This is a genomic window from Microlunatus spumicola, assembly GCF_039536445.1.
Classification (GTDB): domain Bacteria; phylum Actinomycetota; class Actinomycetes; order Propionibacteriales; family Propionibacteriaceae; genus Microlunatus; species Microlunatus spumicola.
This window is the reverse complement of sequence record NZ_BAAAYR010000002.1, coordinates 411396-432371: the sequence shown is the minus strand read 5'-3', so window position 1 is coordinate 432371 and position 20976 is coordinate 411396. Positions and strand designations below refer to the sequence as shown.

General features: G+C 69.5%; 15 protein-coding genes, 1 tRNA gene and 1 pseudogene. 8 read left to right on the top strand and 9 right to left on the bottom strand.

Features of this window, described 5'->3' with window-relative positions:
• Positions 1–569 precede the first annotated feature (569 nt).
• Both ABD665_RS10960 and ABD665_RS10955 read left to right on the top strand, forming a co-directional pair.
• Positions 570–3692 carry an outer membrane factor lipoprotein domain-containing protein gene (locus tag ABD665_RS10960; RefSeq protein WP_204910625.1) on the top strand — a complete coding sequence of 1041 codons (3123 nt, stop codon included), beginning with the start codon at positions 570–572 and terminating at the stop codon, positions 3690–3692.
• An 878-nt stretch (positions 3693–4570) separates the two neighbouring features.
• The gene (locus tag ABD665_RS10955; RefSeq protein ID WP_204910626.1) at positions 4571–5863 is read left to right on the top strand and encodes a hypothetical protein; all 1293 of its coding nucleotides are present in this window, start codon (positions 4571–4573) and stop codon (positions 5861–5863) included.
• A 108-nt stretch (positions 5864–5971) separates the two neighbouring features.
• Here ABD665_RS10955 and ABD665_RS10950 read toward each other — a convergent pair whose 3' ends face one another.
• Together ABD665_RS10950 and ABD665_RS21675 are read right to left on the bottom strand one after the other, a co-directional pair.
• Entirely contained in the window at positions 5972–8089 is a 2118-nt protein-coding gene (locus ABD665_RS10950; protein WP_344742295.1) for a 3'-5' exonuclease, read from the bottom strand.
• Positions 8090–8206: 117 nt separating this feature from the next.
• Positions 8207–8353: pseudogene (locus ABD665_RS21675) on the bottom strand (DUF4236 domain-containing protein); the annotation flags it as partial.
• Between the two features lie 228 nt (positions 8354–8581).
• Here ABD665_RS21675 and ABD665_RS10945 point away from each other — a divergent pair.
• Complete coding sequence (locus ABD665_RS10945) at positions 8582–9274, top strand: LPD29 domain-containing protein (RefSeq protein WP_204910628.1); 693 nt, start codon at positions 8582–8584, stop codon at positions 9272–9274.
• Between the two features lie 61 nt (positions 9275–9335).
• Here ABD665_RS10945 and ABD665_RS10940 read toward each other — a convergent pair whose 3' ends face one another.
• The 7 genes from ABD665_RS10940 to ABD665_RS10910 form a co-directional block, all read right to left on the bottom strand.
• Positions 9336–10436 (bottom strand): ImmA/IrrE family metallo-endopeptidase, encoded by a 1101-nt coding sequence (locus tag ABD665_RS10940; RefSeq protein ID WP_204910629.1) that lies wholly within the window; start codon positions 10434–10436, stop codon positions 9336–9338.
• The gene (locus ABD665_RS10935) at positions 10433–11239 is read right to left on the bottom strand and encodes a hypothetical protein (RefSeq protein ID WP_204910630.1); all 807 of its coding nucleotides are present in this window, start codon (positions 11237–11239) and stop codon (positions 10433–10435) included. Before ABD665_RS10935 ends, ABD665_RS10940 begins: the two co-directional genes overlap by 4 nt.
• Before the next feature lie 182 nt (positions 11240–11421).
• A complete protein-coding gene (locus ABD665_RS10930) occupies positions 11422–11946 on the bottom strand; it encodes a hypothetical protein (RefSeq protein WP_204910631.1) in 525 nt (174 codons plus the stop codon).
• Between the two features lie 237 nt (positions 11947–12183).
• Positions 12184–12597: a hypothetical protein gene (locus ABD665_RS10925; RefSeq protein WP_204910632.1), complete on the bottom strand. Its 414-nt coding sequence runs from the start codon at positions 12595–12597 to the stop codon at positions 12184–12186.
• 229 nt (positions 12598–12826) lie between these two features.
• The gene (locus ABD665_RS10920) at positions 12827–14134 is read right to left on the bottom strand and encodes a site-specific integrase (protein ID WP_204910633.1); all 1308 of its coding nucleotides are present in this window, start codon (positions 14132–14134) and stop codon (positions 12827–12829) included.
• Between the two features lie 102 nt (positions 14135–14236).
• Positions 14237–14839 (bottom strand): hypothetical protein, encoded by a 603-nt coding sequence (locus ABD665_RS10915; RefSeq protein WP_204910634.1) that lies wholly within the window; start codon positions 14837–14839, stop codon positions 14237–14239.
• Positions 14840–15066: 227 nt separating this feature from the next.
• A tRNA-Leu gene (locus tag ABD665_RS10910) sits at positions 15067–15149 on the bottom strand.
• Positions 15150–15316: 167 nt separating this feature from the next.
• Here ABD665_RS10910 and ABD665_RS10905 point away from each other — a divergent pair.
• The 5 genes from ABD665_RS10905 to ABD665_RS10885 all read left to right on the top strand — a co-directional run bounded on the left by ABD665_RS10905 (position 15317) and on the right by ABD665_RS10885 (position 20957).
• Positions 15317–16084, top strand: coding sequence for an FhaA domain-containing protein (locus tag ABD665_RS10905; protein ID WP_204910635.1), 768 nt, complete (start codon positions 15317–15319; stop codon positions 16082–16084).
• A 169-nt stretch (positions 16085–16253) separates the two neighbouring features.
• On the top strand, positions 16254–16727 hold the full coding sequence (locus ABD665_RS10900; protein WP_204910636.1) for an FHA domain-containing protein FhaB/FipA: 474 nt from the start codon (positions 16254–16256) through the stop codon (positions 16725–16727).
• The gene (locus ABD665_RS10895; RefSeq protein ID WP_204910637.1) at positions 16727–18142 is read left to right on the top strand and encodes a protein phosphatase 2C domain-containing protein; all 1416 of its coding nucleotides are present in this window, start codon (positions 16727–16729) and stop codon (positions 18140–18142) included. The genes ABD665_RS10900 and ABD665_RS10895 overlap by 1 nt, the downstream gene beginning before the upstream one ends.
• Positions 18142–19518, top strand: coding sequence for an FtsW/RodA/SpoVE family cell cycle protein (locus ABD665_RS10890; RefSeq protein ID WP_204910638.1), 1377 nt, complete (start codon positions 18142–18144; stop codon positions 19516–19518). The genes ABD665_RS10895 and ABD665_RS10890 overlap by 1 nt, the downstream gene beginning before the upstream one ends.
• A complete protein-coding gene (locus ABD665_RS10885) occupies positions 19515–20957 on the top strand; it encodes a penicillin-binding transpeptidase domain-containing protein (protein WP_204910639.1) in 1443 nt (480 codons plus the stop codon). Before ABD665_RS10890 ends, ABD665_RS10885 begins: the two co-directional genes overlap by 4 nt.
• Positions 20958–20976: the final 19 nt, after the last annotated feature.

Sequence of the window (20976 nt, the reverse complement as noted above, 5' to 3'; positions counted from 1 at the left end):
GAGCCCGTTCACCTGGTCGGGATCGTGCTGGCATCGCCTGAGCCAGCGACTGCTAGTGGGGCGGGCTTCCCTGAGGCTGGCGCTTCGGTTGGTCACGCCTGCGCAATGCTCGTCGGCTCCACAGCCCGCTCACGGCCCCGAGCAGAACAAGGAACGCGAGCACGGCAACGGCCCAGACGACCGGCAGCCAGGCCCAGGCCTTGTCACCAGGATCGTGCTGCCAGTCGTGAACGACCAGCTCCGCGACCGCTGCGAGCAGTACCGCGGCAGACACCGAGCCAAGCCGCCTCAGGGGACGAGAGTTCCCGACCTCGTCCACCTGCCCAGGACCATCCGTCTGCACCCCGTCCACCTCCCACTCGAAGCCGAGAGCAAGTGTCCCTGCTTCTCGGCTCCTTTGCTGACCAAGTGCCTCGTGAAGCAGCTTCGGGAAGTCGATCTCCGTCTGAGGTACCTCGTTGTTGAACAGTCCTGTTCCAGAACGTTCCTCCCGACTGTCGCAGGTCCATTGCACAAGCGCCGGGCTTCAGCACTGTCCCCCTCAACATCGACTGAGGGAGCTCAACATCATGACGAAGACTGCGAAGCGCCGCCCCGGAGGCTCGGGCGGATACCGAGCCAGCGGAAGCTACGCCGCTGCGTTCCAGGCGTGGTTGAGGAGGCGATGCTCCATCCAGGCGGAAGGCGATGGCTCGCCGATCGACAAGATGCGGCCGATCCGCACGAGCAGCGAGACAGTGACGCTCTGGCTTGCGAGTGCGCGGACATCTTTCGCGGCTGCCGACCACAAGGACCCTGACGTCGCACAGGCCTTTGCGCTCGGTTTCGACGTAGTCCGCTCGGACGCCATCGGCGTGACCACGCGGGCCGACCTCGGGGACTCCGTCTTCGAGGTGAGGATGCACCACGCACCTGGCGGCATCGGAGCCCGCCGCCTCGGGGTGGTTCTGCACATCGGGAACACCTTCTTCGTGTACCTCCTGTCGAGCGCCCGGGCCAACAACCTCCACGCCGAAAGTGAAGACCGTCGCGGCAACGCCGCGACGGAGATCCTGTCCGGCGTGGTCCGTGCCATGTACAACTTCGGGAAGAAAGATCCCGGCTACCGGCCCCACGTTCACTGTCGCGAGCACGACCGCATCGTGCGCGACGAACGCCACGGTGCTGACCTCAAAGCCACCTTCGTCAGCTGCCGCGTGATTGCGCACACGCCACACACGACCGACCTCACCCAACCAGCCAGCGCCCAGAGCTTCAGCTTCGGTTCGATGCTCTCCTCGGGCTCGGCCGAAGCGGCAATCCGCGGCATGAACCGGTCGGAGATCGTCCTCCAGGCCGGAGGGGGGTACTACGAGCCCATCTGGACTGTTCCCTTTACTCACGGCCCCAGGGTTCTTATCGAAAGGGACACCCGAACCGGGGTCGAGGTGACCACCACCGACAAGCACCTGCTCGCAGTCACGGACGACGAGGCTGCCGCCCGCGCCCTGCTGCGTCGACTCGTCGACAAGATCCTCGAACCTCGCGAGGGAGAACACCGAGGGCAGGAGTTCGCCGACTGGGCGGGAGTTGGTGACGTCATGGCGGAGTGCGGACTACCTTCTCGGCTTCCTGAGCACCTGAAGAAGAACATCCTGCTCCGCGATCTGCCGTCGGCATCACGTGCCGGAGCGGCCAGGACACTGTTCAGCTCGCGCTGGATCTCGGGGTGGCAGCACGGTCATTTCGAGAAGCTAGTCCCCATCAAAATCGCCATGGAGCTCGACCTCACCGACCTCGGAGTTGAGGAGACGCTCACGCCAGACGGGCGACCCGCCTACCGCTGCCAGATCACCATGCCGTTGCCGGAGGGCGGATGGGGCATCACCGACGAAGAGTGGCAGCGCGTCCTTGATCGGCGCTACCCGCTCAGCGACAAGCCCCGGCGCTACAGCGGCATGGTCATGCCGTTCGCCGGCCTCGCCGCTTGGACGGACCAGACCGCCAGTCAGCAGTGCATGGTCGCCACCAAGATGCCGCTCTACAGCGTCCGGAGCCGCTCGCTCGCCGAGGCCGTGCACGGGGACGGCCGCCCCCGAGGGTGGTCGGGGTCGGAGACCAAGCAGCTGGCGGTCGTCCGGGCCGGCGACCTGCACGCGGACGTAGCCCGCGCGATGCGTGAGGCGCTGCTCGGTCTGGACGCAGAGGTGCAGCCTGCGGTCCTGGCGCCGCGGACGTCCCAGTCCTCTGACGTCGCTCAGGCAGCCGCTGCGGAGGTCTCGCTTGGTGCCCTGCGGGCTGAGCTTGCGGAGCAGGTCGAGCGGGCTGCTGATCAGGTCGACGGCGCGATCGACGAACGGAACGAGGTGAAGGGGCGCCACGCCAAGGAGAACAGCGTGGAGTCCGCTGCACTGCTCCAGGAAGCGGAGCGGGCGCTGGCCCGCGCGCGGGTACGTCTCGCCAATCTCGAGGCGGCCCTTGTAGCGGCCGAGGGACCGACATCGGCTTCGCCGCCCATCCCCGTAGATGAGCTGGCGGACGTCCAGACAGCAACGGCCGAGTTCGTCGCGGCGGCGCTCGAGAAATGCGTCGCATCAGCGCCCGGGTGGCTCCAGGAGGCCTGCCGGCAGCTCCTCCACGATCTTCAGCTCGTGCCCTGCCGACTGCCTGGGTCTCGTCCTCGGGTCGCGTGGTCGGCTTCGCTGGTGCTCAACGTCGTGGGCGAAGAGCCGAGGCAGGTGACGCTGCCTATCAGCGGCCAGATCCTCGATCGCACGAACACGCGAGCGGGCCAGCCGGTCTCGAGTGGTCCTGAGATCTGGTCGTGGGCGTACTTCTACCAAGGCCGTAGCTACGCCGAGATCGGTGCAGCGGAAGCGATCGACGGCTCGGGAAAGAAGAACAGCTACCTCCACAAGGGAATGACAACCTGGCTGACGCCGGCCGTCCCCGAGCCCGACCTGCGGGCTGCTGCCCTGGACTGCCCGGTTCCAGCCACGCGTCGAGCCCTCTACAGCGCCGTCACGGGTGACGGCACCGTGCTCGCGGGCATCAACGAAGGCTTCGCTGCCCACATCGTCGCCACGTACGCAGGCAAGGCCCAGAGACGTCGCTGGGGCTGGTGCGGCGACACCCATCAGCTGGCTCGACACGCCGCCCAGTTCTTGGTCGCCGCCGGCGGCACCGCACCAGTTCACGAGATTGCCCAGGCCCTGGGGGCGCCGGCGGAGCTGCTCGTTCCGCTCGCACGGGTCAACGGGACGTCGACCCGGGGCGGCCGGGCAGCTCACCCCGCACCAGCGGCGATCTCACCCTTCACCAAGTCCTGGTCGCGAGGGCCGCGCTGGCTCAGTGCCGACGAACGGACGCTGTCTCTGCGTCCGTGTCGTCACGACGACTGCCCCGAGCGGCTTCGAGGAGAAACGCCGTTCGCCAGTCATGTTCTGGCGGTACCCGAGACCGAGGCCGGCTTCGGCGTGCTCTGTCCGCACTGCCGACGACTGCCCGTCCTCGAGCTACGACGCGTCTACTTCCCGACCGACTACCTGCGGCCGTGGAGCGGTCGCTTCGGCCAGGGGAGTCATGACGGGGCGCGTCGGCAGGCTGGGACCCACCTCGATGTCGTCTTCCTCGATCCCGGCCCCAGCGCACCGCTGCCCGAGACCGGCGCTGCCCCGCGGCCAGAGGCACCCGCGAACCGGAAGGCAGCGTAGACGGCAGCATTCGTCCGGACCAGCGACTTGGGGCCGCGCAGCCTTGGCGTCCGTACCACCGCAACCGGTCGGACACCAGCGCACGGGTCCGTCAGCTCCGCAGCCGAATCTGTACAGGTGGGGCTTCGACGGTAGAGGCAGAAGGCGGGTACGGCGAGGCGTCGTCATGGTCCACGCTCATCAGCTCGACGAGCTGAGCCCAGCTGCGGGTGCGCCAGTACGCCAGGCGCTCAGCAACACGGGTGCCCGGTGCCGACAGCGGGGCGTTCCGGTTGGGTAGGTCGGTCATCGTCGTCTCCTCGTGGTGCCAGCGGACGCTGGACCTACGACGGTCCGAGGGAACCCTCGGGATGCAGTGGACTCGGCAAGGCCGCCGGGCTGATCGACGGCATCTGCCCGTAAAACGATCGGGTGTCCCCCTTCTGGGGGAATCGGCCGCGCACAAGGTCCTGTCCGAGCCACTGGGCTCCCGTTGACGCGGGGGCCATCCAGGCCCCACGCGACGGACGTTCCCGCTGGAGGATCACCGTGTTCCCAACCAACCAGCCGCTACCGACCACCAACCTGGTGCCGGTCGCCGAAGTACCACTCCGCTCCGAGGTCGCCCGCCTGCTCCACGCATGGGCGGACCTTGCCCGAAGCGCAGCTGCTCGAGAGGCCCACTCCCGGGTGGACGACGGCTCCCTGAGGCGACGGCAAGTGCTCGTCGAGGAGGCAATCCTCGACCACGTGCCCGACGCTCAGCCAGCTCTCGACGAGCTGATCGCCTGGGAGAGCACGTTCATCCACGTGGCTCCCGGTGTGCCTGTCGCGACCTGCCTGTTCTGCCGAAGAGCTCGGCGTAACCCGCCGCTCCTCGAGGCGCTCGGAGCCAGCCGATGAGCGTCGTCAACCTCACCACCGCGGCCGACGGTCCCATCACGGTCATCGCCGACCGCATCACGATCCACGACCTCGTCGTCACCCATGGCGAAGCAGCTGCCATCGCCCGCCGACAGCAAGACGCCGAGGCCCTCACCGAACTCCTGCGAAGAGCGATCCCTGTCGGGATCATCGCTCTGACCATGGGCACCGTCGACGTCGGCTCTCGCGCGCTCACACAGACGCTGGACGACTGGTCTGCCCAGGTGGAGCAGAAATCAGCGAAGACCATCGCGGAGCTCGAGCGAACCCTCGCGCACCTCCGGTCCGGGGAGCAGACCGTGCTCGAGACCGCGAATGCGGTTCTGGCCGGTCTCCCCGCGCAGCTCGAAGCCGCGATGCGCGGCGAGGCGGCGAACGTGCGTCAATCCGTTGGGGAGGCCGCGCACACGGTGCAAGCAGCCGGACTGCACGAGATCAGGACCGCTCTGGCGGGCCATCAGGAGTCCGTGCGGAACGCGCTGTCCCTCGACCGGGAAGGCCCCGTGCAGGCGCTTCGACGGGACCTGCTGGCCGAGCTCAACGGCACTCGAGCAGAGATCAGCGAACAGCTCACTGTCGTGAGGGCGATGCTGCAGGCGGCCGAGGCCGGGAAGGCAGCAGGCGCCAAGAGCAGCCGCGAGGTAGGCCGCGTTCACGAGACCGACGTGATGACCCAGATGAGAGACATCGTCACCGGAGCCGCAGACCTCTTCGAGGAGACCGGTGGTCAACCCGGCGCAGACACGACGAGGCGCACCGGAGATGGAGTTGCCACCATTCCCGGAAGCATCACGGGCAAGGGCGCAGCGATCAAGATCTTGATCGAGGCGAAGGCCCGGAGCAGGAAGCTCTCGTTGCCTGCCTGCCGTACCGAGCTCGAGGCTGGCCGTCGGGTGCGGGGTGCAGTAGCCGGCCTGATGCTGGTGCGGTCAGCCGACGAGGTGCCGGGAGGCGGACCATTCTGCCAGGTCGACGAGATGGGCTGGGTTGTTGCGGCCGACGATTGGCAGGTCGTGCGCTTGATCTACCTGTTCGTCCGCGAGAAGGCGATCCTGACCCGCGCCCGGTCGACAGAGAGCACCGCCGATCTGGTCGCGCTCGAACGCCAGCTCAACCTGGCGATGGCCGCTCTCGGCGACCTCTCCGAGGTCGGCAAGCTTGCAGGCCAGGCCGAGACGAATCTGCAGAAGCTTCGAGAAGTCGGAAGACGCGTCAGCGCCAGGCTTCAAGAGGCACTTCAGGGCGGCCTCGACGTCCTGCACCAGTAGTACAAACGTGAGAACAGGAGAGGAGGGAGCTTTAGCTCCCTCCTCTCCTCCTGTAGGCGACCTGATGGGGCAGGGGCCCGCCGACTCGGCAGGGAAAACCGGCATGCCTCAGATCAGTTGCGGACAACGCGGTCGGTAGTGCCCGGGCTGCTGGCAGTACCCGCAGCGACGCTGCCGGCCCGAGGTTGCAGGAAGTCCTACGGCCGAACCGATGGTGCCGGTCCGCTCCGCAGTGGGGGTGAGGTCATCGAAATAGGCAGCAGCGCCAACCATGGTTGCTGCTCTACGCAGGTGGCGGAGCTCGGCAGGGGTCAAGACCTCGTCCTCGAACGCAGCTTCGCGCAACGACTCCAAGAACGTCGCATTCAGCGTCCGAACCTCGGCCGCCCCCAACCCTGCGCCGCCCGCCAGAGCTGCCAACTGATGCGCCTCGTCGGCGACGATCTTGCCGTCGAGCAGCACCGCTCCCAGAGCGGCAAGGTACGCCTCCGCATGGGGGGCCTCGGCTTGTTCTGCCGTCTGCGGCAGCCGCGCCAGGAGCGACGCCATCCAGCCGTCGTCACCTCGGCGGAGACCCACAGCGCGTGTTTGCAGCCGGACGCTGCGCGACGGAAGCCCGGTCGTCCAATCGGCGACGTCGGCCGAGCTTGCCGGCACCACTTGGTAGGTCAGGGGCGCCGGGAGCCGGGCGAGCATGCCGGGCAGCAGGGCTGCGACCGCGCGTACATCTCCCAACGCGGCATGGGCATCAGTCATCGGGAGGCCGGCCTGGCGAGCCAACGTGCTCAGACGATGGTTGGGCGTCGTGTTGACCTGCCTCGACAACCACAGGGTGCACAGTGCGGGGAGCGGCCGTGGGCGCAATCCGAGGCGGGCGAACTCCGCGGCCAGGAACTGATCTTCGAACGCCGCGTTGTGCGCGACGACGACGCAGCCCTCGAGTCGGGCGAGAATGTCGCCAGCGACGTCGGCGAACCGGGGCGCGGTCCGGATCATGTCCTCGTTGATGCCGTGGACGAACTCAGCACCCGGGGTGCGGTCGGGATTGACGATCGTGGCGAACTCGTCCTCTACACGGCCGTCGAGGTGGATACGGCTGATGGCGATCTCGACGACACGGTCCCCCCGTTGCGCGTCGAGGCCGGTCGTCTCCACGTCGACCACGGCGAACAGCTGGTCCGGCACCCGCGCGCCGGCTCGTGACGAAGCAATGCGGCCGTACGTGAACAGAGCGCCTGTGCTGCCCGGCGCGGCTGACGGGAGCCCTGTCGGAACGGGGAGCAGCTTCGCGAGGTTGGTCGGCGGTGTGGAGGTGGGCAACCCGAGGGCGGGTCTGGTCAGGTTGGGCGTAGCCGGAAGGGCTGGGGCAGGCGCGGGTGCCTGACCCAGCGAGATCTGCGGGCCGGGGAGCCTTCTTGCTCGTCGCATCCGAAGCACGTTCGCCAGGTCGGCGGCGACGTCGGTGCGTGAGCAGGTGACGATCCACCACAGCCCGGTAGCGGTCCGCAGCTCGAGCTCGCCCAGGAGCAGGACCGGAAGTTGGCGGTTGTTCGAGAACCGACGGTCGGGTCCACCGTTCTTGTTCACGTAGCGCCAGGTCGAGTCGACAACCGTCGCGTCGGCGGGCACTGTGCCCTCTTCGATGAACCTCGTCCGACTCGCTTCCACCTGCAGAGCCTCGTAGCCGACGCTGCTCCAACTCGTTTCATTGCGGACCAGAACGCGGTCGGGCAGGAACAGCAACGCATCGGGCCCGCACACGATGGTTGGTACCTCGATGTTGGTCGTGAGCACCGGCGGGGGTGCGGAGTGGAAGGCCACGATCGACCGCCGAACGAGGCTGCTGGCGCCTGCGTTGACCTTGCGCTGATGCGCGTGGTGGAGATCCCCGGACGCCTGGACCCGCCAGGCGCCCCCGAGCTGCACCGCCGCCTGCCAGCTCGTGGTCAGGCGGTCGAACCATTCGGCGTCGGCATCCGTGACGTCGTAGAACGCGAGGACCGTCCTTCGGCTCTTCTCCCACAGAACGAGCCAGGTCGTGATCAGGACACCGAGCAGCAGAACCACCAGGCCAAAGGCGCCCGTGAGCAGTGCGAGAAGAAGGGTTGCTCCTGCCACCCACGGCCAGATGCGGTGTCGTGACGCGCTGGCGTTGAGCTGTTGCACGAGGTCGTCCGGGCCCGTGGTCACGAGCTGCTGCGCGGCAAGGCCCACCGTCGGAGCCATCGCCACGTCCCCTGACACCGGGATGGTCGGCCAGACCTGCTCCGGCGGCGTCGGACCCGACGGCGACGCCGGAGCAGAGCGGCCGCTGCTTCGACCCAGGCTCGTCCGGTAGCCGATGCCACCTGCCCCGACGGAGACGTAGTTGCCACGTGGACCCGTGCCGACCCGGAACCCGGGGACGCCCGCACTGACTCCGACGCCCGAGCTGGACAGATTCACCCGGAACGGCCCGGCTCGTAGGCTCTTCCGAACGTAAAACCCCATAGCGCCGCGTTCCTCTCCCCGTCTGCCAGGGATGATCACACGGATCGACAGCGACCAACGGGAAACCTCGGAACTTCCCCGCCAGCAGGTCCCGGCGGGCGACGTGCTCGCGAAGATCGACTCGGCCTGACCAGGCAAGAGGAATGGCCTTCAGTTCCAGCGGCGGTGCTTAGAGTTGGCGCGGCGGAGGCGATTGACCTCCTACGGAAACCTCGGACCGTGCGCCTCATGACGGTAAGCACCAGCCCCCACAACGACCCCAGACGTGTTCCCGCCTTCGAGGTGCGGCTCGGAGGATGGCTTCTGCTCAGGCCGCTGAGTGCAACCCGTCCCCGCTGGTACCGGGTGAAATGCATCGACCACGTGTCCAGGGGGGACAGCAGCTCCCTCCTCTGCTTCACGGTCGCGGACCCGACCGCAGGTGATGTCGAGCTCCAGTTCGCCGCCGACCGCTACGAGTCCGTGCCTTACGCGAAGCTGCCGGCGCCCGTTCCCGACCCCGCCCGGGACGTCCGCACCGCCCTGCGTCAGCGGTTCCCCGACACTCGATTCACCGTGCGCCCGACCGTCAGGGGGGCGTCTGTGTGGTGGACGGACGGGCCGACCCAGGAGCAGGTCGTACAGGTCGTCCGGACCGTTGGGACCTGCGAGCGGTGGACCGTCAACCGCAGGCTTAGCGTCGCGGCGGAAGCACTCCAGCTCATCTGCGACCAGAACCGGTCGGCATCGCAGGAGCCCTCCCGGGACAGCGCGTGGAGCGAGCGTCGGCTGGTCGAGGACGCGTCTCCAGAGGAGATGGCGATCACCCACCTCCTCCTCGCCCTCGCGCACGACGCCAAACCCCGACGGCCACCCAGGAAGCAACTGATCGTCACGCCGCTGGAGACGTTGCGAGCCGTAGCGCAAATGCCCGCGTGGTGAGCCTTGACGTCCCGGCAACTCACCGTGCCTGTTCGGCGCCGCCGCCCGGCTCCGGCTCCCACTACGCGATGGCGAGGCGCGGACGTTTCTCCGAAGCCGCATGGATTACTGCCTCAGCAACGTCTGGTGCCACTCGGCCAGCAGCCAGGACGCTGTCAAAGTCAAAGCCGCTGTCGGTCATCACCTGCCGTGCAAGACCAAGCAGCTGTGGCGACTCGGCCGGTCCGAGCGGGCCACGCTCCGGGTTTCCCCATACGGCCAGCTGCTGATTGGCTCGTCGGTACGAGGCATCGGACAGACGGCCGAGGGCGTGCGCTCGGTACACGAGGGCGCGGAGGCTGACGCCCCAGTGCCGCTTGAGCTCGTGGAACGCGGGCCAGTCGATGCGGCGCGGAAGGTCGTCGACGATCTCCTCCCGCGGCATAAGGAACTCGCTCGCGAAGCGGTTGGCCTGGTTCTCGACGAGCTTTGAGCCGGGCTCGGTGTCCGGATGGATCACGAGGTGCCCGAGCTCGTGAGCTGCGTCGAACCGGCTGCGGGCCTTGTCGTCCTTGACCGGCGACAGAAAGACCAGCGGTCTTCGGCCGGTGTAGGTGGAAAACGCGTCAACGGCGGAGTCCGTCCCCGCGGGAAGGCGGAGAACGACGACGCCGTGCGCTTCCATGGCCTGAACGACCGACGGCACCGGGCCCGATGCGACCTTCCACGTTTCCCGTGTACTACGTGCCGCTTCAACGATGTCGTCTTCCGTGAGCTCGTCGGGCAGCTCGAGGTCCGGAAGGAGTACGGGTGGGAGGTCGACGTAGGCCCCGATCAGATCCACAAGCTCCAGGCAGAGCTCACCGAAAGCGAGGGCCTGCTCGCGAGCGGCCGCTGTCGTTGACCGCAACGACCGGAAGTGGGCGCCCGAGGCGGGGAGCATCGTGAGCGGGCGACCGGAACTGAAGAAGTCCCGGGGAAACCCGAGCTGGAGGCACAGCTGTGCCAGTACGCCCTGAGTCGGTCTGGTCTCGGCCTTCTCGAACTGGGAGATGGCCGTTGGCGTCACCCCCACCTCGCGCGCCAGGGCGGACTTGGTCATCCGACGGAGGCGGCGAGCGACTGTGAGGCGCGTGCCGTCGAAGTCGGTACCGGCAGCCGGTTGACGCGCCGGTCTGCTCAAGACTGGTCCCTGGCCGCAGGACGCGGCTTGAGCGTCACCTGCGGGCCGGCAACCTGACGCTCGTCGAAGGACGGGCCGCGACTCGGCTCCGCGCTGCTGTACGTCCGAGCAGTCGGCTCCTCGTCCCACCACAACTGGGTCCGGGCGATGAAGGGCGTGTCACCGAGCACGGGGACGGTCAGCCAACCGGCCGTTCGGGGGTCGGACGGTTCTCCAGCCCAGACGAGCATGTAGTCCTTCACGACGGCGGGCGCGGTCCCGTACGAGAACAGGGGGACCTCGGCGGACACCTTCGTGCGGTAGCCCCCCAACGTGTGGCTGTTGGTCGCGGCTACCTGGAGTCGCACCTGGCTGTCCTGCTGCCAGTCGCCGAAGTGATCCCAGAGCGGCGCGCGGCCCTGGGCGTGGGGGACCTTCATGACGACCACGCGGGCTTGTGACAACACGAAGGTCAGCGTGTTGGCCGGTGTGGCGACCGTGAGATCGTCCACGTCCCAGTGGTCCTCGGCGCGTTCGAGGTCGTCGTGCCTGAAGCGTCGGCCGGCCCGCACCTTGAGGTTCTCCGAGCACTGGATGCCGAGCGTCATCGACGTGTCGCCAAGCTCCTCCGGCTCGTGTCGTCCGAGGTTGCTGGCGTAGACGTCCTGAACCAGGTTTCGCCACAACCCGTCCAGACCGCGAGCAGTGCAGAGTTCCACCGTGGCGTCGAGCGCGTCCCGCGCTGCCGTCTGAGCTTCATCCATGCCGCCAGTGAAGCAGGTGCGCGCACTCAGGGCCAGCCGACACGCCTTGGGTTCGCGCATCTCGTGAAGAAAAATGAAGTGGACAGTGAGAACTACACAAGAGGTCGAGCACGCTCAGCACTGGCCCGTCTCACGACCCCGGGCTCGAGAAGGCTGCCACCGACCTCTCAGCAGTATTGGACGTGGCTCCACTTCGTGCGTCCGAGCTTCCGGCTGCTGTAGCGCCGGTTCTCCCTCGTCGCTCATGCCGCGGCCAGCGGTTCGAGCAGGATCGCGTCAACGGTCTGCCAGAGCTCCTCGCCGGGGTGCGGCCACGACGGCGTCAGACGCAGGAACACTCGGGAACGATCGTCGCCTTCGACGGCGGCCCGCCAGGGGGCCAGAAGGGTGTCGTAGTCAGGTCGGCTGAACGGGCCGGCATCAACGAACTCGTTGAGCATGACAGCACCCAGGGCATCCGGGAGCCCGGTTCGCAGCCAAGTGCCGAGCCCGCGGGGAAGCATCTCGCTGTGCCACCAGGCATCGAACTCAGCCACCAGCCCGTGGGCCTTCAGTGCATCGTGGAACAAGGTCCAAGCGAAGTCACGCGGCATCATCAACAGGCGGTTCACGCCGTCGCCCCGTGTCTGCGCGTACGCCCGCTGCAGGGCCTGCAAGACGTGCTCGGGCAGGCACTCGAAGCGCTCGAGCATCCGACGCATCAGTGCTGCTGATGGCCCCCAGCCGGGCGCCTCGGTGCCGCCGATCTGGACAGATTCTTGGCTCACGAACGTGCACAGTGCCCGACCAGGTCGACCCTGCATTCGCGCTCCGCTCGCCTGCAAGCGGGCGAAGGTGCTCGCGACCTCGTTGTGCTCTCGCACCTCCGCAGAGTCGCCGCGGGGAGAACTCCTCCGCACCCCAGGCCCTGCGCAGGTCGGGCGCTGGCGACCAGCGAGCCGTGCACTGAAGAAGGCTGCAGTGGCCCGGAGTAACCGGGCCACTGCATCTTGTCCTACGAGCCGCTACCTCGTTCCGCGACTACACGTGGTCGATCCGACCCTCTCGAGGGCGCCAGGCGCCGGATGGCGGGCGACTTCGGTGGCGCCCGGAGCGAGTGCCATCTGAAGGAGGAGGCCGAGGTCCTGCTTGACGCAGAGGCGGCACCCGGGGCTCGGCGGCGGTTCCCCGGGGACGTGCCAGCGCTCGTCCTCAGCGGGCGTGACGATGCGGAGCTGGTCGTGGCAGTACCGACGGAAGCGGTCGAGACGGCGGTCGAGTCGGTGGACGTTCCTGAACAGTCGCTCCGCGTCTGTCGTTCGGTGGCACAGGGCGTCGACGTACAGGCGCCCGATCGTGATGCGCTCCTCGAGGAGCCGCTCGTACCGGTCGGGCGGTGCTCCGAGGACCGGTGCGTGCTGGGAGATGGCTTGGCTCATGGGGACCCTCCGGGGCCTCTTGGGTGGCTCCGTCCGGTTGTCGGTCGGGGTCCACCGGATCGCTCGGGCGATCGGGTGTCACCCGTTCGCGCGACCCCCCAGGACCACAAGGCCTGAGCAGGGGTCTGTTCTGCTCGTCAGCTCCAGACCTCGCGGCACGCCACGGTCAGACTGCTGCCGGCCCGTAGACGTTCGGCTCGATCTGGAGCTGCGCCCCCGGCCAGCGACGTCACTGGTTCTGGTCGTCGCGATGCAGCCAGGGGTGATCGCCTCCGTGGATACGGATGACTGCCTGCGCAACCTCTCGTGCGCTTGCGCGTCCGTACTGGCCGTTGACGTCCTCGGGCTCGTGGCGCGCGTATTCGGTGGCGACGGCCTTGGACGAGCTCCGCTCGACGAGAGCGATGGCGTGGTGACGCAGCGTGTGGGCGGTGACCTGGGCCTTGTCGGCCCAGGGCAGCGCGCTCTGCACACGCTGGAAGATGTTGTCGAGCCGACGATCCGTAGCGGGGCGGCTCGGCTTGGCGCCCTGCGGACGAGTACGAAAGACGGGGTCCGCACGCCGCGTGGCACCGCGTCGGACCGCGAACTCGTACAGCAGGTCGATCAGCCAGTCGGGGACGGGCTGGTCCACCACTTTGTTGAACTTCTCGTCGAGTCGGATGGTGCACTCGACGCGGTCGACCCCTCCAAGGGTCAGGTTGAACAGGCCTTCTCGACGCGCCCCGGCCACGAGGATGGTGAGGCAGATCAGTTCGTCGAGCTCAGGGTCGTTGCCCGTGTTCTTGATGACGGCCCAGAACTCGTTGATCTGCGGTTGGGTGAACGGGCGTCGCCTTCCTGCGGGACGGCGCGGCTTCTTGACGTCCTTGGCTGGGTTGAACTGCTTCGCCAGGTGGCGGTCCCTGACGGCGACCTCGAAGGCCCGTCGCCACGCGCCGACCGCGTTGTACTGCGCGCCCACCCCAGTGCCGGCGATCGGGGTACGGCCGACGGACTCGCGGATCTCGGCCCTGCGCGCACCGGCCTCCTGAGCGCGCTGTTCGACGAATCCCAGCGCCCGTTCCAGGTCGGAGGGCAGCACTTCGTGGGCCCAGCGGTCGCCCAGGCCGGGATAGCGCTGCACGGGCGGTGCACCGTTCGCGTCGCTGGACCACCCGTTCGCGAGGAAGTCGAGGTAGCTGCCGTAGGCACGGCGGGTTTCGGGCTTGAGCCCGCTCCGGGTCTTCTCCATGAGGTCGCGCACCTTGATGGGCTCCCCCGGGACCAGGAACCAGGTCGGCAGGGTGCCCTGCCGTGCCGCGTCGTCCGCACGGTCAGCAGACGCGTCATGCGCAGCAGACGGAGGCCCTCCCGACTCGACTACGCCGCAGGTCTCAGGAGGGGTGAGTCCCAGTGCGGCGGCATCGAGGATGCCCGCAGCCAGCAGTTGCTTGACGGTGTCGATCGACTGGGCCAGTGCGTGCGCGACTGGTGTGGCCGGCGTACGACGGTCGTCGTCGTCAGGTCCGGTGAGGGGTGCGATCGTCGTGGTCATCTGATTCTCCTTGTTGCTGTGCAGGCCGCGCTGGTCTGCTGCACGTCGGAAGGTGCTCGGTCCCGGGGCCAGCGCAATCACCGCCACAAGGTGGAGTCAGCGTCACGCCGAGTGCCCGTAGGCAGGGCGGATTCGGGTGCTTACTCCGACCCTGGCGGGAGCAACGGTCACGGTGGGGACCACGTCGTCAACGGTCAGGGTCCCCGTCAGCTCCTGCAGCGCATCTGCGGCGGAGAGCAGCCGGAGCTCGTCGAACGCCGGGAAGGCGATCGCAAGGACCTGGTCGCCGGCGCTGAGAGCGAGGGCCCCGGTCAGGGGAGGCGGGACCGTGAGACGCCCGCCAGCCACTCGCGCGGGGATCAACCATGGGTTGTCGCGGGTGGGCTTCCCTGGACGGACGACCCCCTGGCGGCCCTCGATCGCGACGACCAGATCGGTGCCGGTGTCCCAGCCAAGCGCCGCCAGCGGCTTGGCCAGGCTGACTCGATGGGTGCTGTCCATGGGCACGAGCGCACCGATGCGCACCAGGCCGTCTCGGCGCGCGGCCGCCGGCCGAGGAGTGCTGGGCGGGCGGACGTAGCCGGCACCGACCCCGTCGAAGTCGTCCACCGAGGCCACGTTGATCGACTCGGGGGCGAGGTAGGGGCCACGAATCCGGCTCCGGACGTGGTTGCTGCGGATCCTGGCGGAGAGGCCGTGGGTCATGGGCTCGTCCGTCCCGGGGACGGGGCGCAGTGCAATCAGGTCAGCAGCAGAATCGCGACCGTCCTGGAGGACGCCGCTGTCCTTGACGGCCAGGGCAGGGAATGGTTGCGCTGAATGGGCCGGGGCTAACTGTGAGAGATCCGGCTGCTGATCGACAGCGACGGCGACCGGGGCATTGCCCCGGTCGTCCGCCGCGTCAACAACCCGGGAGATTTCCCAGGTAAGGGTGCGCGAGGGGGGACTTGAACCCCCACGCCCTTGCGGGCACTGGCACCTGAAGCCAGCGCGTCTGCCATTCCGCCACTCGCGCCGGGTCGGGACGAGGCACGGAGCCTGCCTGACCAGCCGGAGAAGATTAGCACGGGCCAGGGGTCCCTCCCGCCCCTGAACCGTCCCGCAGACGCTCGCCGCAGGCTCGCGGATGCGGGGCCCGGGCGTCGGCACGCCGTAGGGTGGCGGCCAGAGAGAGGAGGGGACATGGGGATCTTCCAACGCTTCGAGAAGAGCGTCGAGGGTGCGGTGAGCGGCGTGTTCGCACGCGCGTTCAAGGGCGACGTGCAGCCGGTCGAGATCGCGGCCCGCCTGCAGCGCGAGCTCGACGCGGAGGCCAAGCTGCTGTCGCGCGACAAGAAGCTCGTCCCCAACGACTTCACCGTCGAGCTCTCCCAGCACGACCACGACAAGCTCGCCCCGTACGCGGCGACGCTCACCCGCGAGCTCGGCGACGAGCTGCGCACCCACGCCGAGGACCGCGGCTACGTCTTCAGCGGCCCGATCCGCATCGACCTCGCGCTGGACACCCGCCTGCCCACCGGCCGGTTCACCGTCTCCTCCGAGGCCGTCGCCGCCGTCGACGCCCGCGGCGTCCAGCAGCAGCCCGCGCCGCCGGAGGCCGCACCCCGCCCCGCGCCGCGCACGCCCGACGCCGGTCCCCGGCCCAGCGCCCGGCCGCGCGAGCTCGTCCTCGAGGTCAACGGCATGCGCCACCCCCTCACGCCCCCCGGCCTGGTCATCGGCCGCGGCACCGAGGCGGACCTGCGCATCAACGACCCGGGCATCTCGCGCCGGCACGCCGAGATCCGGGTCGGGCAGAGCGACGACGGGAGCATCGACATCGTCGACCTCGGCTCGACCAACGGCATCACCGTCGACGGCCACAAGGTGCGCCACGCCGTGCTCGGCGAGGGTTCGCGGATCGAGATCGGGACCACCCGGATGCTCGTCCACGACCCCTCCGCCCGCTGAGGCGCGCCGTGGTCGTCAGCGGGAGCTCGTCAGGCGTGTGCGGCCCTCGGGTGCGTGCATCGCAAGGCGGACGAGAGAGGGATACCGGGCGTATCGCGTCGAGGACGACGCAGCGAGGTGCGTGCCCGAGGGCCGCACACGCCCGGCGAGCGCCCGCTGGGGACCACTGATGTCGGAGATCGCCGTCACCGTCGTCAAGGTGCTCTTCCTGGCGCTGCTGTGGCTCTTCATCCTGTCCGCGGTGTCCGTGGTCCGCAGCGACCTCTTCGGCCGTACGGTCGCGGCCGACGACGGCCCCGCCGAGCTGGAGAGCCCCAGGCCGCCGACCCGCAAGGTGCGTCGGCAGCGCGGTGCACCACGGGCGCTCACCATCACCCAGGGACCGCAGACGGGTGACTCCGGCGCGTTCGTGGACCACGTGATCCTCATCGGGCGCGGCGCGGACTGCCAGCTCGTCCTCGAGGACGACTACGTGTCGACGCGGCACGCCCGCGTCGTGGACGGCCCCGACGGCGTCTACGTCGAGGACCTCGGCTCGACCAACGGCACCTACGTCAACAACCAGCGCATCACGAACCCGACCGCCATCGGCTTCGCCGACGTCGTCCGCATCGGGCGCACGATCCTGCGGCTGGAGCCCTGATGAGCCTCGCGCTGCGCGTCGTCAGCCACTCCGAGATCGGCCTGGTCCGCAAGAACAACCAGGACTCCGGCTTCACCAGCTCCCACCTGCTCGTCGTCGCCGACGGGATGGGCGGCGCGGCCGCGGGCGACCTCGCCTCCGCCGTCGCCGTCGACACCCTGATGCGCGTCGACGAGTCGGCCACGGGCGCGGCGATGCTCGACGTGATGTCGGGGGCGGTCGACGAGGCCAACGACCGGATCGCCGACCTCATCGCCGACGACGTGTCGCTCGACGGCATGGGCACGACGGTGACCGCGGCGCTGTTCGACGGGACCGACCTGGGGCTCGTCCACATCGGCGACAGCCGCGCCTACCTCCTGCGCGACGGGCAGCTGCGCCGGCTGACCCACGACCACAGCTGGGTGCAGTCGCTCGTCGACGAGGGCCGGATCAGCGAGGCGGAGGCCGCGGTGCACCCGCACCGGTCGCTGCTGCTGCGCGTGCTCAACGGCCAGCCCGGGGCCGACGCCGAGGCGAGCATGCTCCCGATGGCCCCCGGCGACCGGCTGATGTTCTGCAGCGACGGCCTCTGCGGCCTGGTCGACGACGTCGAGATCGCCGAGCTGCTCGCCCTGGCCGACCGCGAGGAGGCCCTCGCCGCCCTGGTCGCCGCCGCCCGCGCCGAGGGCGGGGTCGACAACATCACCGTGCTCGTCGCCGACGTCGTCCAGGTGGCGGCCGGCCCGCCCGGCGCGGCCGCCGACCTCGCCGAGACGCCGGCCCACGGTCCGGAGTCGGTGGTGCTCGGGGCTGCGTCGGAACGTTCCGTGCCGCCGCCCGCGGGACGCGGCCAGGAGGAGCACGAGGACACCGTCATCACCCGCGCGCTCGTGCCGCCGGGCGAGACCCCGGCTCCCGCACCGTCGCCGGCGCCGGCCCGGCCCGACGAGTCGCGCTACGACCCCGTGCCGCCCGCCCGCCGGCGCTTCGTGCGCCCGCTCGTCACGGCCGCCCTGGTGCTCGTCGTGGTCGCCGCCGGGCTGGGGGCCGCGTACGCCTGGACCCGCAGCCAGTACTACGTGGGGATCGCCGGCCAGCAGGTGGCCATCTACCGCGGGGTGTCGGAGGACCTCCCGCTGGTGCCGCTGTCCCAGCTCTACGAGGTGCAGGACCTCGAGGTCGCGAGCCTGCCCGTCTACTACCAGGAGCGCGTGCAGAGCTCCATCGACGTGCCGAGCCTCGCCGCGGCCCGCGAGACGGTGACCGAGCTGCGCGACGCGGTCACGCGCTGCGGCCGCGGCACCCCGGGCGCCTCGCCGTCCCCGTCACCGTCGCGCTCCGCGTCGCCCCGGCCCTCGAGCCCGGCACCCACGCTCGCCTCGGGCGCCACCAGCGCGGCCACGAGCCCCAGCCCGAACGGGCCGGACTGCTGATGTCGGCCACCGCAGGAACCGTCGCCGTCGTGCCCCGCCGTCGCCGGGGGATCGAGCTGGTCATGCTCGCCTTCGCCCTGGTCCTCGGCCTCGGCGCGTACGCGCAGGTCGACCTCAACGTGACCGGGCGCCTGGGGGCCGGCTTCGTGCCCGTCGCCGCCGGCTGCGCGCTCGCGGTGCTCGTCGCGCACCTCGCCGTGCGCTGGCGGCTGCCGTACGCGGACCCGCTGCTGCTGCCCTGCGTCGTCGTCCTCAACGGCCTGGGCCTGGCGATGATCCACCGCATCGACCTGATCAGCGACCCCGTCGCGCACGGCGCGCGCCAGCAGCTGATCTGGACCGGGCTGGGCGTCGCCGTGTTCGTCGCGGTCGCGGTGCTGCTGCGCGACCACCGCCCGCTGCAGCGCTACACGTACACGATCGGGCTCGTCGGCGTCGTCCTGCTGCTGCTGCCGCTGGCTCCGGGGATCGGGACCACGAAGTTCGGCGCGCGCATCTGGATCCAGCTCGGCCCGTACAGCTTCCAGCCGGCCGAGGCGGCCAAGGTGCTGCTGGCCGTCGCCTTCGCCTCCTACCTCGTGGAGAAGCGCGACGTGCTGGCGCTGGCGGGCTACCGGCTGCTCGGCATCGACCTGCCCCGGGCGCGCGACCTCGGCCCGATCCTGCTGGTCTGGCTCCTGAGCCTGGCGATCCTGGTCCTCCAGCGCGACCTCGGGACCTCGCTGCTCTTCTTCGGGCTGTTCGTGATGATGCTCTACGTCGCCACCGAGCGGGCCGGTTGGCCGGTGCTCGGGGTGCTGCTCTTCGGGGCGGGCGCCTACTTCGGCTACCTGAACTTCGGCCACGTGCGCGTCCGCGTCGGCGCCTGGCTGCACCCGTTCAGCGACTTCGACACCTACTACCAGGTGATCAGCGCGCAGTTCGGGCTCGCGTACGGCGGCCTGCTCGGCACCGGGCTGGGCCTGGGCCGGCCGGGGCTCACCCCGCTGGCCCGCAGCGACTTCATCGCCGCGGCGATCGGCGAGGAGCTCGGCATGGCCGGGCTGATGGCCCTGATCCTGGTCTACGGGCTGTTCGTGGCCCGCGGGCTGCGCACCGCGCTGCAGTGCCGCGAACCGTTCGGCAAGCTGCTGGCCGCCGGCCTGGCCTTCGCCTTCGCGCTGCAGGTCTTCGCGATCATCGGCGGCGTGACGCGGCTGCTGCCGCTGACCGGCCTCACGACCCCCTTCATGTCGCAGGGCGGCTCGTCGATGATCTGCAACTGGATCATCGCCGGGCTGCTGATGGTCATCTCCCACCAGGTCCGCCGGCCGGTGCCGACGGCCACGGAGTACCGCCCCGACCTCGAGACGACCCAGGTGGTGCGCGTCGCGTGAACGGACCGATCCGACGGGTCGCCGTCGTCGCCATGCTGATGTTCGGGCTGCTGCTCGCCAACGGCACGTACACCGTGCTGTTCCGGCAGGGGCCGCTGGACGCCATGGCGCAGAACCGGCGGGTGCGTGACGCCGAGTTCGCGCAGAACCGCGGCTCGATCCTGGCCGCGGGGAAGTTCGAGATCGCGACCACGATGCCCTCGGACGACCGCTTCGAGTACCAGCGGAACTACCCGGCCGGCAGCCTCTACGCGCCCGTCACCGGCTACTTCTCCTACGACCACGCCAGCACGGGCCTGGAGAACACGTACAACACCCAGCTCGCGGGCACGGCGGACTCGCTGCTCGTGCGCCGGATGATCGACCTCGCCACGAACCGCACGCCCGAGGGCGCGAGCGTCCAGACCACGATCGTGCCCAAGATGCAGGAGGCGGCCGCCACGGCGCTCGGCCGGCAGAAGGGGGCGGTCGTCGCGCTGGACCCCAAGACCGGCGCCGTCCTCGCCCTGGTCACGAGCCCCGGCTACGACCCGAACACGCTGGCCAGCCACGACGTCGAGAAGGCCGACCGCACGTACGACGAGCTCGCCGCCGAGAGCGACCGGCCCCTCGCCAACCGGGGCGCCCGCGAGATCTACCCCCCGGGCTCCACCTTCAAGCTCGTGACCGCCGCGGCCGCGCTGGCCGAGGGCAAGACCCCGGACTCCAAGGTGAAGTCGCCGGACCGGCTGCGGCTGCCGGGCACGAGCACCTACCTGCCGAACTCGACCCGCTGCGGCGGCACCACGATCACGCTGAGCCGGGCGCTCGAGGTCTCCTGCAACACCGCGTTCGCGAACCTCGGGCTCGAGGTCGGCGAGGACAAGCTGCGCGAGCAGGCCCAGCTCTTCGGCTTCGACGCCCGCCACCTGTCGGACCTCGGCGGCGTGGCCAGCCAGTTCCCCGACTCCCTGAACGACGCCCAGCTCGCGCTGAGCTCGATCGGGCAGTTCGACGTGGCGGCCAGCCCCTTGCAGATGGCGATGGTCTCGGCGGCGATCGCGAACGACGGCGTGCTCATGGATCCGTACGTCGTCAGCTCGGTCCAGGCGCCCGACCTCACCCCGCTCGAGACCCACAAGCCGCGGGTCCTCTCGACGCCGATGACGCCGGGCAACGCCGAGGCGCTGCAGCAGATGATGGGGCTCGTCGTCAGCCAGGGCACCGGCTCGAACGCCCGCATCTCCGGCGTCGAGGTGGGCGGCAAGACCGGCACCGCCCAGTCGGACCCCAAGCGCAAGCCGTTCGCCTGGTTCACGTCCTTCGCGCCGCTCGACAACCCCGAGGTGGCCGTCGCCGTGGTGGTCGAGGACGCCGACATCCCCCGCAACGACATCGCCGGCGGCCGGCTGGCAGCGCCCATCGCGCGCTCCGTGATGCAGGCGGGGCTGTCACGATGAGAGGGCACCGGCCGCACCG

Coding starts and splice junctions, on each gene's coding strand:
- ABD665_RS10960 (WP_204910625.1), top strand. CDS start 570: ATGACGAAGACTGCGAAGCGCCGCCCCGGAGGCTCGGGCGGATACCGA.
- ABD665_RS10955 (WP_204910626.1), top strand. CDS start 4,571: ATGAGCGTCGTCAACCTCACCACCGCGGCCGACGGTCCCATCACGGTC.
- ABD665_RS10950 (WP_344742295.1), bottom strand. CDS start 8,089: ATGGCTCCGACGGTGGGCCTTGCCGCGCAGCAGCTCGTGACCACGGGC.
- ABD665_RS10945 (WP_204910628.1), top strand. CDS start 8,582: ATGACGGTAAGCACCAGCCCCCACAACGACCCCAGACGTGTTCCCGCC.
- ABD665_RS10935 (WP_204910630.1), bottom strand. CDS start 11,239: ATGCGCGAACCCAAGGCGTGTCGGCTGGCCCTGAGTGCGCGCACCTGC.
- ABD665_RS10925 (WP_204910632.1), bottom strand. CDS start 12,597: ATGAGCCAAGCCATCTCCCAGCACGCACCGGTCCTCGGAGCACCGCCC.
- ABD665_RS10920 (WP_204910633.1), bottom strand. CDS start 14,134: ATGACCACGACGATCGCACCCCTCACCGGACCTGACGACGACGACCGT.
- ABD665_RS10915 (WP_204910634.1), bottom strand. CDS start 14,839: ATGACCCACGGCCTCTCCGCCAGGATCCGCAGCAACCACGTCCGGAGC.
- ABD665_RS10905 (WP_204910635.1), top strand. CDS start 15,317: ATGGGGATCTTCCAACGCTTCGAGAAGAGCGTCGAGGGTGCGGTGAGC.
- ABD665_RS10900 (WP_204910636.1), top strand. CDS start 16,254: ATGTCGGAGATCGCCGTCACCGTCGTCAAGGTGCTCTTCCTGGCGCTG.
- ABD665_RS10895 (WP_204910637.1), top strand. CDS start 16,727: ATGAGCCTCGCGCTGCGCGTCGTCAGCCACTCCGAGATCGGCCTGGTC.
- ABD665_RS10890 (WP_204910638.1), top strand. CDS start 18,142: ATGTCGGCCACCGCAGGAACCGTCGCCGTCGTGCCCCGCCGTCGCCGG.